Consider the following 14,621-nt stretch of genomic DNA (forward strand, 5'->3'; position numbering starts at 1 on the left):
TCATAAGTATAGACGATATATGTGACAGGTTTGTTTCGCGGAATTGGATTTTATTTATTCTGGGGTGACTAATGTCATCCTCTCACAACTCCTACATTCAGGTCGGGCGTTTCTTTCGGTAAAAAAGCAGATTGCTTTCTAGATTTCTGGAACTTCAGACGCCTTCGGCTTCCTTCAGGCCCTAAAGATGGCGCCCACGCTGGGCGTACCAAAAAAAAAGAAGACCCTGTCGGGTCTTCTTTTCTCAAGCTCCAAATTATGGAGTAACTACAGTGCTTGCTGTCTTACCATTGTTCGTCGTAGCTTTCAGGACGAACTCTGCAACGTTAGCACCTCTTGTTACTGCACCTGTTGCTTGGTCAATTGTTACAAGGTCAGCAGCACTTGCAGCAGCATTCGGATTGATAAGTTTTACATCCGATACAGAGTACAGTACTCCGATAAAGTTGCTGTATTTAGCAATATTCGCTCCGGAGAACTCGATACCGTAGTTGTCCTTCACTTTCAAGCCCATCAAGTTAACAGCTGTCACTGCCACTGGAGGAGTAGCACCAGTAAGTGAACTAATCGTCTTAGCTGCATTTGCAGTTACAGTTACAGCTGCAACAGCGTCCGCTTTAGATACAACATCGACAGATTGGGTTTGAAGTTCGCCTTTAGCAGTTTGGAACAAGACATTAATCGTAGACGTTCCAGCTTTGTTACCAAGCACTTTGGCTTCAGTTTGAGCTCCGTATACGACAGCAGTCACTGCAGTAGGATTCGAAGAAGTAACATTTTGGATCAGGCCCTTAGCTGGCAAAGCAACAACATTGCCTGCGCCGTCTTTAGCAGTGATTGTGATGGCTTTAGCAAGAGTGCTTCCAAATTTCCCAGCATCGTCTGCCTTATCTGCTGCAGGAATCAACGCGCTATCCTGTGCAGCGAACAAATCAGTGATTGCATTGATCGAATAAGTCAAATTGGTTGTAGCTGCGTTAACCGTTTCGATAGATCTCTTGACAGATGCAATCTCACGGGCAGTCGCAGTTTTTGTGTCATACAACTTAGCTTCGAATTCTACTTTACCTACAACACCAGTTGTTGTGAAGATGTACCCAGCGTTAAAGTCAGCGAATCCTGTTGCACTATACTCCGTACCACTAACTACCACTGCATTACCTGTCTTTTGCGTTTTCAAGCCACCATATGTTGCGTCCGCAACCGTAACTACCACTTTGTAGTCGTCAGCTTCTACTCTCGAAGTAGCAACGGAATCCAGCTTCTCACCATACTGGTCCTTCACCAAGAACTTGAACTTGCTTTCTGCACCAAGAACAGCTTTAGTAGCGGCTTCAGTGTCAATCGAAATCGAGCTAGGAACACGAGCATCTACAACTGGAACGGTCAATGTTGCATTGTTTTGAACATTGGCTGTATAGATACCCAAGTTTGCATATACGATGCCTTTGGCAGGGGAATTGATTTCGGAAAGCTTGATCTTACCTTTGTGCTCGCCATATTTCACAATTCCAGTGGTACCCACGACACTAGTGTCAGTAGCTTCGCTTGCAGTGATTGCACCATTGATGGATACAGAGAAACGACCAGCTTGTGCGTTGGTAACGATGTCGTCTGCCGAAAGTTTGTTGCCTGCTGCATCATATGCATTGATTACGATGTACTTATTTACGTCGCCAGTTGCAAGGGTGCCAGCATAATCAACAAATTCAACTTTGTTAGCTACCTTGGAAGACTCAACCTTTACCTTTGCAGTTGTGCTGGAAGTACCTGCATAGATAGTGATAGTGTATTCACCGTTCTTCTCAACATTCTTATTGAGTTGAACAGTAATTTCTTTAAATTCAGCATCAGCTGTAATTTCTTTGAAGTTTGGCTCATACGGGCTTACCAATGCTTGAATATTTGGTTTGTTCGATTGTGTAGCATTGATAGAATCCTTTGTAAAGACACCGCCGTATTGATCATACAATGTCAATTTGATTGTAGCTTTGTCATCTGTAGATGCTAAGGCCTTACGCTCGTTAGAGTAAGTAGCTTCAGCAGCTTCAACTTTTGCTACATAAGCTTCTGTACCAACTTTGAAGGTCTTAGTAACCGTTGTGCGAGTTTCGTTGTGATACACCGTAATCGGCACAACGCCAATTCCTGTCAACAGGTCAGCTCCAGAAGTATTCAAAGTCAATTGAAGCAGGCCGTCGTCACCCTTAGTCAGGTTTGGATTCGTACCATTAGCGGATACGAGGTAGGAATAAGATCCTGCCGGGAACGAGGCAGCTTCGCCATACTGGTTGGAAGCTTTGATTTTCAAAGTTACTTTTGGTGCCTTTGCGATCTCTTCGCTAGCAGTTACGAACTCAATCTTGGATACCGTTTCGTTTTCTGCTTTGAAACTTGCCGATGCCGTTGCAATCTCAGATGCTTCAAGACCACCAAGAGTTACAGTGTAATCACCAGCAGACAGTTTGGTGTCCTTCAGAGCCAAGGTGGCTGTTTTCTTATCGTCAGACCAGGTAGCAGTAGTAGTGATTGTTGCTGCACCTTTCTTCAGAGTAAGAGTTGCCTTAGCTGTGTCAACTGCTTTGTCCAAAGTTACTTGTACTTTGGAAACGCCAGTTGCTTTAGCTTCTTTTACGGAAACCTTTCCAGGAACGCTTACGATATCTTTCGCAGCGTAAGTAACTTCAACCAGCTGTGAGCGGATAGCTTCTGCTGTGAAGTCCGTCAAAGTGTTAGGCAGGATTCCGGCTTTGAGAGCTGCACCGACGTATCCTTTAGCCCAATCAGATACTTTGCCAGTTACAGAAGCGCTGCTGTCAACTTGGAGACCCAATGCGCGAACCGCTACAGTAGCCAATTCCTCAATGGTTACATCGCCAGCCGGGTTGAATACGCCTTCCCATTGGCCTTCCATCAACGGAGGAGTAGCCTTAGTTACTGCTTGGATGAATCCAGCGGACCAACGGTCAGCTGCTACGTCACCATAGCTAGTACCGGATACTTCAGTCAGACCCTTCAGCTTAAACAAGATTTTAGCCAGTTGCTCACGAGTCATGTTAGCGTCGAGCTCAGAACCGTTACCAGTTCCGTCTTTGTCGAAGATACCTGCTGCGATAAGTGCGTCTAACTTTTGTTGTGTCGTCAATTGAGTGTCAGCGGCAAATGCGATGGATGCAAACATGGAAGAAACCATTGCACCTGCTACAAGAACGGATAAACTTTTCTTCATAACCTTTTTTTCTCCTCCTCGATTACCATTCAATGTTTGAGAATTTGGTTCTAAAATCAAGCTCGATTCACTCATCGGCCATTTCACCCCCTTCCCAGAGCTGAGCGTTATTTACTATAAAATGTCTGCAACAAAATGTCACAGAAACTAGTAAACAAATTTTGGATAGAAAACTAGAGACATAGACACCACTATAACATTATACAATGGTGAATATCTAGCGTAAAGAGATATTTGTGAAAATTACCCAAGTATCCGTCTCAGTTCCCGGTGTTCTGCTTGGTTCACTTAATTAAACGCAGAGGGCTAAAAAAAGTTGCGCGTCCCGCAAAAAACTTTTTTTCGAACTATGTATGCCATGCGTTCAAGCTCTGAAGCAGAGTTGATATGTGTGCTATACTTTGATGCTGTTTGTATCGGCTACGTGCTTAGTATACAACCATCTATCAGCATACGTCATTATTAAGTATTTTCCAGTAATACCGACCGGGTCAGCCCGATGAAAACAAAGAACTGCCGGTCCGGAGACCGACAGCTCAGGGTCATCATTTAGGCACTTTCTTCTGCTGCTGGAGCACGCGCATCGCGACGACCGCGGCTTCCGCTCTGGTGAAGGTGTTGAGCGGATCAAAGCGAACGGTGGCCTTCGTCTGGCCTTGCTGCAGTACGTTCTCTTTACCCTCGATCAACCCCGCTTTAGTGACGGCTTCTACAGAGGAACGGGCGTAGATGTCGATCTGTTCTGCATCCGTAAAGCTCTTTTGCAGGTTAGCCAGAACCTTATCCAGCGTCGAATCAGACGCCAGCTTCAGATCAGCTGCACGGGCGATCATGACCGCAGCATCCTGACGAGTGATGGCACTGTCCGGCAAGAACCGGCCCAGAGCTGCACCACGGACGATCCCCGCCTTTGCGGCCGTCTCGATGTACTTGTAGTCGTACAGGCGGGTCAAGATGTTGACACGCGGTACATCCGTGAAGGTCGGCTGTTCCGTGTATTGCAACGGAATGTCGAAAATCTTGACAAGCATCGTCGCAAACTCGCCGCGAGTAATCGCATCGTTTGGAACGAATGCGGAGGCCTCTTTGTTCAGCATAAGCCCTTTCGAATACAGAGTGTCGAGTTCGTTACGAGCCCATGGATGGCCCGTTACGTCATCGTAACTGCTTCCCATATACATAACTTGATAATACCCAAAGGTATCGAACGGTACTGTAATGGTGTTATTCGATGTGTTGATTACCCCGCCGAGATTTCTCCACCGCCATTGTGTTGTTCCGGTATAGTCTTCGTATATATCGAAGTGATAGACCGAAACATACTTCCAAGCATCATCACGGATAATCGAATCGTACTTCAGCGTCAGTGTCCCTCGCTCTGTCGGGACCACTTGATCTTCTTTACTTCTTGAGTAGAAGGTCTCATTGTCATATGGAAGCCGGCCACTTCCGCTTAGTGCTTTGTTCATGTCCGTCTCATTCTTGCGAATACTGCCGGCGTCAATCCATATCAACGGTCCTGCAGGACGGAAACGACCGCTCGGCTCGCTCAAATACTGCGCTCCTATTCTCGTATCAGCATACGGGAATTTGGGTGATTGCCCGTCTGTTACTGATGGGTGTCTGTACTTGTCGACACGTCCATCGGCTTGGCTAGCAATGCCGAATAAAATTTTCCGATCAGCCGTCAGGAACTGATTCACTGCACCTGGCTCATTGCGGATGAAGTTCGTTCCTTTCGGGAACACAAGCTTCACTTTACCATCGAATGCATCGATTGAAGACTTTAGCGCCGATTTGTACTGTGCCCCTTCAACCGGTGTGTCCACATTATAAAGAACAAATGTCCCATTCGTTTTTTGAGTCCCGCGATTGACCGTGAACCTAATGCTGTTCTTGCCTGCTTTGAGATCATCGACTTCATAGAAGAACCGCTTGCGCTTGACGCTATTCTCATCAATCACTTCACGCTGAACGGCCATGTCTTTGCCGAACACAACGCTATCGGCGCCTTCGGCTTCCATCTCAATCTCGATGTAGTTGCTGTTGATATTGGCTTGGAGTTCGCCCTTCTCGTTCGTAATGAGTGTCGGGTACTTGATGACGAACGGCAACGGCTCACGGCTAATCGTGATGGTGCGCATGACAGTAATGCCAGATGCGTTCGTGATCGAGAATTCGAAAATCGTTTCTCCTTTGGTTGCCAACGTGATGGGGTTCGTTTCAAATTGACCAGCCGAAGGGCTGTTCAGACGTTTAAAGAAATTAGGATTCGCGCTCAAAGGCTCCGCGGACGTAAAGTTATTGTATCTCCGGTCGTACTTGACTACCGGCACCCCGTTTCCATCCTTGCTCCGAACGGTCAACTTGATCTCACTCGCGTTAGCAAACTGACCGGAGAAGGATACCGATGTTTCATTCGTTGAATACGTTTCTGCCTGACTCCCTAGTACGAATTTCGGCACATCGGTGGTTTCCACCGGTTTAATGGACAAGAACTCAGGTGCATCGGTGCTGAAAACAAACAATTCATAAGAGCTTGAAGTTACAATTTGGCCATTCTTGATTACGTTAAATTTGATCGTATTTTTACCTTCTACAAAATTACCTACCTGTACATAGAAGGTGTTGAAATCTGGCTCAGCAACCAAAGTGTTGGTCTTGCTCTCATTCACAATGACTTCAACCGAATACGGATTGCCTAGTGGAATCGGGATATTGACCAATTTTCCTGAAATACAGCTACCTGTTGCAATCGATTCGGTCGGCTTTACGCAAGTAATCTCCAAATTCGGGTTTTTTACAACCCGGCCGTGGTAAATGTTATTCACAATCAGATATGGCGTATTGGAGATCGTTAGGTCGTACTGTCGTCTACCTGAATAGTTCTCCCCAGCCTTGGACATTGGTGTTGCATTAGTGGAAGGGATAAAAGTAACCTTAGTAATCCCATTATTAAACGTCCCAGGAATCGAGTATTTAAATAATCGTTTTGTTCCATCTGCATTTAATACAAATTGATCCAATGAAGTCTCGATAGGAGTGCTTGAAGTGTAATCCCCTATATAGACATTGACTTTCTCCGTCTTCAGATCCGTGGTAATAGTAAGTGTCGATGGCAGTTCGGTAATATCATTCCGTCCGCCTTCGACCAATTGCATCCCATCGGAACGTTTCGTACTCTCGATGTACGGCAGGTTTGGATCTACATAATTAAACGTGAATGACGTAGGCGGCACCACATCATTCGAAGAGTTGAAGAAGCGGAACTCAACGACTTGAACCTTGTCTGTGGGAATGTCCAGCTTGGCCGAAAAGTCGAATACTTTGTATCGGTTCGTTTTGGACCAGGCAGCAACCTCATTCAACGTTGTGGCTGCAGCACTCACATTATAAGGGAACGGATTCCCTACCACCGTGTCGTTATACAGCAAAGTTAAAGTATACGCCCCGTTTGACAGTCCATTCGGAATATCGAAAATTGCGCGTCTTCCAGCTTCAATGGACTGGGCGGTCTGCTCCACGAATTGCGCTGGGTTGTCATTCAGCGAAAAGCGAAGCTTGAGTAGATTCACATCACGACCAAAATTAGTCCCGATTGCCTGAAGATCCCCACCAACTTCCGCAAATCCGGATAGAGCTGGATCCACCACTACGAACGGGTACTGTCCAAGCACTTCGTTTGTAGTTTTATTGATTACCTTCAACATGTAGCCGCCTGCGATCAAGCCCGGTATAGTGCTGAAGTTCCCATTCATTTGAGTCGAGGTAGCTCCTGCCGCTACATTGGCAGCGTTTCTGGGATTAGAACCGTCTTCATTCGTAACTGTAAGCGTAAGATTAGACGGATCGATGCCGACTCCTGTTACCGTGAACGTGGTCGTATTAACCTCAGAAGGCAACATTTGAGGAATCGTAACTCCAGTAATCGCAATGGTACCGGTTGTAGAAGAGGCATATACCGACTCCGCTACAGTAGCTCCGCTGGAATAAGGGACGGTGCTGCCTAGGGAACCGTCGGGATAGCGAAGCCTCTTGTCGAATGCCAGTTGATAGTTCGTCAACGGGTTCAAGGCGGATTGGTTTGGAATCTTGAACAAGATACTGGTGTCTTTTACTTCCACTACTTCAAGAGCTATAGTAGTAGCTCCCGCAACTAACCTTGGATTCTGAATATCGGAAGCATTTGTCCCCAAGTTAGCGCCACTAAAATACAGCGTAGTTGGATTTGTGGTTGAAAAACCAGCGACAGCCCCTGCATGACTCAATACTCTAGGGCCATTGATGGACAAACTAGGCGGAGTCGGATCTTTCTTGCCCACGGTGAATGCCCGTTCCATGACCGTGACACCAGCATAGGTAATACGATACTTATACATTCCCTCATTCTGGATGGTTGGCATTGGGAAGGATACTGGTCCTGCCCCCGTTCCTGTAAGCGTAGCAACCGGTGCGTTCTGAACGGTTGTAATCTGCATGCCGTAGGTATTACCGGCTGGATCCGGTGCCGTAGAGATCGTGAATGAGGCTGGTGCTGGCGCAGTGCCGGCTTTGACGTAATCTCCACACGGTATTGGTATTGTTGATGTCGGACATGTCACCGTCCCCGGAGGAACTGGACTGGTAATCGCATTGCCATCTAGGCGAGGAAGCGTAGTGATGCCAGTTGGAGCATTAACTGCGAGCGTGAGCACACTATCATGAATCAGGCTGTTCCCAACCTCAACCTCTACCGTATAGGGGGAACCAACTGCGGTTAGCAAGCCAGCCGGAATCCGATAAGCAGCTACTGTGTTGCTACTGTTCAGGGCAATGGGAGCTGCATCTGGTAAAACTGCTGTACCGTCTTTAGCTTTCAACGTGAGCAAAGCCGAACTGGACAAGGCTTGCCCGGTTACGAACAAGTCTGTTGCAGAATAGCCTTCATACAAAACGTTCGTATTCAAAGAAAACACTCTTGGTGCAGCGTTAGCCCCATCCAAATTGTAAGGACCAAAGCGTTGACCGCCAACCATGACCTCGACGAACTTATACTGGAGATCGCCTAATGCAGTGAGATCATCCTTTAAGTACGCGGAAATTTGCGCCTTAGGCTTGGTAACGGTTGGAGTTTTGATCAAATCTTGTGGAGGGATTACATTCCCAAAGCCATCCTTAACAGGAGTCCCGTCATTTTCCAACTCGCCAATTTTGGCATTAAAAGCGAACGGCTTCCCATTATCATAAATAAGATTCTTTTGGATTTCATACGTTCTCGAGTTGTTCACCGCCATGATCGTCAATGGGTTGTCGCCCGGACGCAAGCGGAAAGCTGCCGTAGAAGATGGCTTGTTAATATCGTCAGCCAAAAAGAAGTAACTGCCATTGCTAAAGAAAGCATTCTTAGCCACAGGATCGCCATACAAGTATGCCTTGACTTCCGTCGCGTTTGGCGCGGTTCCCGAAATGTTCAACATTGTCGATTGTTGCGGGTTCTCGGGATACATCTTCCCATCTTGGAACGGAACGCCATTCACATTGATGGTTTCCAAATTAGTCGTAGGGGTATAGTACACCCAGGCTGGAGCAGATGAAACAACGCTTGTATCCCCGAGTTTAACAGTAATTTTGTTTAAACCTTCAGTCAGCAGTACATTGTTGAAGACCACATCGTACTGAGAGGTCTTCTGGGCTTTATTGGACTTATCAGCCACTGGAGATCCGCCCATGCTGACGTTTGTGATCTCGTAGTACAGGTTAGGGATCTGGTTATCGCTAATGTTCTCGATTGTTACTGGCAGGCTAATCGGATTAGTAGTCAATCTCGTGACCAGAGGTTCTTTCAAATCCGGCTGCGACTCCGAGATGAACAGCCCGTTGATCGTAATCCGCGAGGTAGCGGCGTAGGCCGTCAGCGCGGGGAAAAGGCTCATGAGCATAGACAAGACCACGAGGAGACTTGTCCACTTGCGGTAGGACTTCTTCAAAACCGGTTCCTCCTTATGTTCGATCGTTCTTTTTCTCTCTACTATCTAAACAGGTCCTCGCAGCTACGGTTTCGATCTCCTCTCCCAGAATATGACATGGCTGATGATGTAGACGCGGAGCCTGAAGCAAAAGTTTCACGTATAGTTGTTATCGGTCAGGGTTGAGTCAAATTTTAGAGATGCCGAAAAATGAAACAAACGCAAAAAAACCAACCCGTCCCCGGATTGGTTTCCCATAATCGATATTAATTCAGAAAAAGTTCCACTTACTTGGACGTCGACTTGGAACGCACCCGGAGGAACAAGTTGATGACCGGACGCTTGCTCTTGCTCACAATGCCGATCCATTCGGCGCCGAGCTGCAGAATAAGCAGGATCACCGCCACGAACACCAGCGTCACCCAGAGCAGCGTAGTTTGAGACAACACAATCGCGCACGTCCCGAAGAAAAGGGAAATGCCGTAGATGACCAGTACGGTCTTGCGATGGCTGAAGCCGAACTGAAGCAAGCAATGGTGCAAATGATTCTTATCGGCCACCGAGATCGGCAGTTTGTTCACCTTCCGACGAACGATAGCAAAGAACGTGTCGGACAGCGGAACGCCCAGGATCAGGATAGGCACGATGAAAGAGACGACCGTAGCTTGCTTAAATCCTAAGACGGACAAAGTAGCCAGGCTGAACCCTAAGAAGAGCGCACCTGAGTCTCCCATGAAAATCTTGGCGGGATGGAAGTTGTAGAACAGGAACCCGATCACGCTGCCCAACAGCAGCACGCTCAGGACGATAACCGTAGGATTGCCCATGATAATCGCCATGACGAGAATCGTACCGGTAGCAATCGCGGATACCCCACCCGCAAGTCCGTCCAGGCCGTCGATCAGGTTCACGGCATTCGTAACCCCTACGATCCAGAGGATCGTAAGCGGGATGCTCAGCCAACGGGTCTCGAAGGCATCGCCGAAAGGCAGATTCAACAGTTCAATCTGGATATCCCCATAAAACACAATCACAAGAGCCGCTACAATCTCAGCCGCCAATTTGACCCGCGGAGACAAATCGAATCTATCGTCCAAAGCCCCGATCAGCACTATGATCGAACCGCCGATAAGCAAGGCTGAAGCTACTTTCACATTATAATCATCAACGGCGGGAGCAATGACGAAGAAAGCTCCGACAAAGGCGATGAAGATGGCCAATCCGCCCAAACGCGGCATAATGCGCGTATGAACTTTACGTTGATTTGGTTTGTCTACGGCGCCAACTAAGAAGGCAAATCGTTTCACAACAGGAGTCAAGCAAATCGCCAACAAACAAGCCGCGAGAAAGCCGATTCCATATAGAAATACCATCTGTCTTCTTGCACCCCCCTGCTTCTGTTCTATCGTTCACGAAGGAGACTGGGCAGGTCTCCCTTCTAGGCATGTAGGCCAACGGACACATTATACTCCCTGAACCATAGAATTACCACAGCTAAAAATGGGAAATAAACCGGCATTTAGGCAGATTTCTCGTGATTTCTCACGTTTTCTGGACGTTCTCTTTTTCGCGGATCACTTTCACTGCAAATTTCGGCAACGCAAGCATGCGTTTGTAGCGCTTCGGCTCCTTGAGCAACCGATGCAGCCATTCGAGCCGGAGCTTGCGGAACAAGGCGGGAGCCCGCTTCAGCCGACCCGAAATGACGTCGAAGCTGCCACCCACGCCGATGGTGACCGGAACCTGGAGCTGCGATTTGTAGCGGTCGATCCACGGCTCCTGGCCTTCAACCGAACGGCCGACTAGCAGCAGGTCGGGAGCGGTCTCCCGGATCGACGCGATCACTTCCGCGTCTTGATCCGGCCCGAAGTAGCCGTCGCGCACCCCGACGATGTTCAGGTTCGGGAATTGCTCCGCAATCTTCAGACCCGCTTCCCGAACGACGTCCGGCGCGGCACCGAGGAGATACACTTTCCAGCCGCGGCGCTCGCAAACGGCGAACAGCTTGTGGATCAGCTCTATCCCCGGCACCCGCTCCGCGACCGGATTGCCCACATAGGAAGCAGCCCAGACGACACCGGTGCCGTCCGGGACGATCAACTCGGCTCGCTTCATCATCGCCATGTACTCCGGGCTCTGCAGCGCGGCCATGACCATGATCGGATTGGCGGTTATGACTTGATGGGGCTTCCGGCTCTCGATCGCTTCGGTCAGATACGCAACCGTATCCGCCATGCTCATCTTGGAGAACGGAACCCCAAATATCGAAACGGTAGAAAATGTCATGCGGTCTTTCATCCTTTCGGACGCAAAATGGAGACGATTTGTTGCGCGGGACGCTGCGCTTCCTGCTGCAGGCGCTCGATCCGATCACGCTTCGCCGCCCTCCAGGCCTCTCCGTGCTCAAGCAGCTCCAGCACCTCGCCGGCGACTCGGCCCGGATCGAACTCGGTGCCGTCGGTCGAAGTCGATGCCGACGCCCTCATGTCGAGCCGATGCAAGAACTGGTCGATCTTCGGATCGTAGGACAAGCCGGCAAGCGGCACGCTCTGCGAGGCAGCGTAGATCAAGGAGTGCAGCCGCATCCCGATCAGAACGTCGCAAGCGCTCACTTCCGCCAGCATATCCTGCGGATGCGTAACTCCGCTTACAAGCTGGAGTCGACTCGGCTCGACTGAGAGCTCGCGCAGTCGCTCCATGACGTATCCGGAGGCTTCCACATCGGAAGGCAGGTGGAACGGAAGAAACCGCAGGGTCACTTCGCGTTCCGACAGCGACAACACTTGCTTCAATGTTTCAGCAAGGGCGTTCAGCTCGGCCCGCTCCTTATTCCAGTACCGTACGGAAATACCCACAACCGGGGCTTGCCCTTCTTTCCCAGACTTGCGCTCAGCCGACTCGCGCAGTCGCAAACCCATTACCGGATCCGGAACGACGTCAATCCGGGCCGCAGGTACGCCCATCTGTTGCAGCAGCTCCGCTGACTCCTGGTCTCGGACGGAAAGATACCGGCTCCTTTTAAAGATGCCCCGAATAAACGGATCATACAAGCGCCTATTGACGGGTCCGATCCCCTGCGCATATATAAAGGTAGGTTTGCCGAACCATTGAGCCAGTTGCAGAATGGTCAAGTAGTACGGAATCGTGAGCGCACCTGTCGCATCCTGCAGCAAGCTGCCTCCCCCGCTGATCAGGCCGTCGCATTGCCGCAGTGCCGCCGCAACTTCCCCCAGCTTCATCCGGGGAACGGCTCTTACGCCGTACGTGCGCTCGGTCCACGCTGGATCCGCCGACAGTACGATAGGCTCCACCCGGATGCCCTGGGCTTCGCCTTCCGCTTGCAGCGCCAGCAGTATGGACTGCAGCACCGCCTCGTCCCCGCTGTTTTGGAACCCGTAATAGCCCGAGATCGCTATTTTTCGAACAGGTAAGGCGACCAACGCTTCCAACTCCTCGCCAAGATTTCCCACACGGCTACGGCAATCAGGCCGATGATCAGCCCCAAGATCAGGCCGTACGTGATTCGGGTAAGCGAAATCAGAACGGGCGTGTGGATATGCGCGAACGTATCGACCATGGACAATTGGCCCATAACGGCCCCGGCGAACAAGTAAGCCGCATTCTTATATTTCATAAACAAGTAGGCGGTCAGTATAAACAGCGGATGCGCAAATAAAAACTCTTTGTTGCGCGGCCGGACGCCCATTGTGTCTTCCAGAAGGGTACGGAACGTTTTTTCCAGACTAGAGGCTTGTCCTTCGTTGCCGGTCCGGGTCAAATAGTACCAGACGGCGACCAACGCGACGCCGCCAATGACGACCATCAGAATGCTGATCTTGGCGGACAATATCGTCCGCGCCCGCTGAATCGCGCCTCGCAGCCCGGGTTGCCCCAAAAACAAGAGGACGTACAAGCCGACCAGCACCATCGGGAGCAAATGCAGCATCGCCACCCCGCGGAACTGCTCCAGCACGAGGTAGTAGGAGAGCCCGGTTAAAAGCCCGACCACATAGGCAATCCCCACCACAGTAAGCACCGAAGTCCGCAAAAACACCCACACCGCTCGACCCACGTTAGGCCGGACCCCATTCCGCGCCCATGCCTGAATGGTGCGGATGGCGTACATCGTCGACCACGTCGGTGCGCAGACGGCTACCCCGAAGGCCATCGCTTGACGCGCGACCGAATTCGAGAGGCCGTACAGGCCGAATATCCCGACCACGCCGAGAAGAAACAAGATCAAGACGAGCGAATTCACGAAATACCCGATCGTCAGCGCAATGAACGCCGTGCCGCCAACGAGCAGAACAAGCTTCAGCCAGCTAATCGTCTTGCCGTGCTCCACGAAAGCGTGGGCCTCGCCCATGTCGAAGCCGAACTTCTCGATCCGCTTGATGGCCCCATCCGGCCCGTTCAAGCTATCGATCAGGTTGTCCATATAGTCGTTCATGAAGCCTTTGTCGAGATCTTTGCCCGCCTTCGTGTTCAGGAATACCATCCGGATATCCCGGTCCTTCACACCTAAGACGAACTTATCCGCGATCACATCCGGCTTCAGGTTGGCCTCGGTCTCGTACAGCGGGAATACCCGCACCGCATTGCCGCCCAGCTTGTTAACGAAGGAGACAGTAAAGCCCTTCTGAGGTGCCTTCAGCCGCTCGATCGCCGCCGTACCCATCTTGTATTCTTTCAAGACTTCCACAACGTCCGCGACGTGCGATTTCTCGGGATCCTCGTCGTAGCCCGTCACTTGCGCTCCATCGAAGATCACGCGCTTCGCCCCATAGTGGCTGAAGCTCTTCACGACGGCCTCGAACTCCTCCTTGGAAAAGGGCTGCAAGCGGTTCGACAACCGGGCGACAATATGAAAACCATATTGATTCTTAAGCTTGTCCATCGCCATCGGATCCGGCGGCAGCGGCTTCGTATTCGCTTCCTCATAAGGAAGCTGAATGATGAGCCCGCTCTGGCCATTGAAGGTCCAAGGCCGCACCTCCGTCTTCACCCGGTTTCGGTACACATTCTCGATCATGGGTTGAAGCGTGTTCTTGGCCTCGGTCGACGTAAACAGCAAATACGTGAAGTTCTCGTTAATCGCCGCGGGCTTGCCGGTCATCGCCGCATATTCGTTCGCCGTGTAGAGCTGGATGCTGCGACTGTACTTCAGCTCCTCCAAAGTCGCCTCGTAGACGGCCATGGAGTAGACGCCGGCCTCCTTCAGCCGGGTCAGCTGCTCCTGCACGTAAGCTTGCGGGTTCGGCTTGTATTGCGACGCTTCCAGCAAGTCCCGGTAGTCGAAGACGATCTCGACGTTCTTCGTGGAGCGCTCCGTCTGCACACGTTCCATGGCCAGCGGCAACGCCGCGATCAAGCCTAAGATCACCAGCACCCACAGCCAGCGGCTCACCCGGCGGTTGTATTGCAAATACCGTTCCAGCACTACGTCC

6 protein-coding genes are annotated in these 14,621 nt (G+C 50.3%); all 6 read right to left on the reverse strand.

What is annotated here, in order from left to right:
* Window positions 1–256: 256 nt before the first annotated feature.
* The 6 genes from ACI5FR_RS18290 to ACI5FR_RS18315 all read right to left on the reverse strand — a co-directional run bounded on the left by ACI5FR_RS18290 (window position 257) and on the right by ACI5FR_RS18315 (window position 14,614).
* On the reverse strand, window positions 257–3,304 hold the full coding sequence (locus ACI5FR_RS18290) for a hypothetical protein (RefSeq protein ID WP_405456865.1): 3,048 nt from the start codon (window positions 3,302–3,304) through the stop codon (window positions 257–259).
* Between the two features lie 470 nt (window positions 3,305–3,774).
* A complete protein-coding gene (locus ACI5FR_RS18295) occupies window positions 3,775–9,195 on the reverse strand; it encodes an S-layer homology domain-containing protein (RefSeq protein WP_405456866.1) in 5,421 nt (1,806 codons plus the stop codon).
* Window positions 9,196–9,461: 266 nt separating this feature from the next.
* Window positions 9,462–10,547 (reverse strand): glycosyltransferase family 4 protein, encoded by a 1,086-nt coding sequence (locus tag ACI5FR_RS18300; RefSeq protein WP_405456869.1) that lies wholly within the window; start codon window positions 10,545–10,547, stop codon window positions 9,462–9,464.
* 169 nt (window positions 10,548–10,716) lie between these two features.
* The gene (locus ACI5FR_RS18305; RefSeq protein ID WP_405456871.1) at window positions 10,717–11,460 is read right to left on the reverse strand and encodes a WecB/TagA/CpsF family glycosyltransferase; all 744 of its coding nucleotides are present in this window, start codon (window positions 11,458–11,460) and stop codon (window positions 10,717–10,719) included.
* A gap of 8 nt (window positions 11,461–11,468) precedes the next feature.
* Window positions 11,469–12,614: a polysaccharide pyruvyl transferase CsaB gene (gene csaB, locus ACI5FR_RS18310; RefSeq protein WP_405456873.1), complete on the reverse strand. Its 1,146-nt coding sequence runs from the start codon at window positions 12,612–12,614 to the stop codon at window positions 11,469–11,471.
* A complete protein-coding gene (locus ACI5FR_RS18315) occupies window positions 12,587–14,614 on the reverse strand; it encodes a DUF5693 family protein (protein WP_405456875.1) in 2,028 nt (675 codons plus the stop codon). The genes csaB and ACI5FR_RS18315 overlap by 28 nt, the downstream gene beginning before the upstream one ends.
* Between the last annotated feature and the right edge of the window lie 7 nt (window positions 14,615–14,621).

Source organism: Paenibacillus sp. HJGM_3 (genome assembly GCF_045062745.1).
Taxonomy (GTDB): Bacteria; Bacillota; Bacilli; order Paenibacillales; family NBRC-103111; genus Paenibacillus_AA.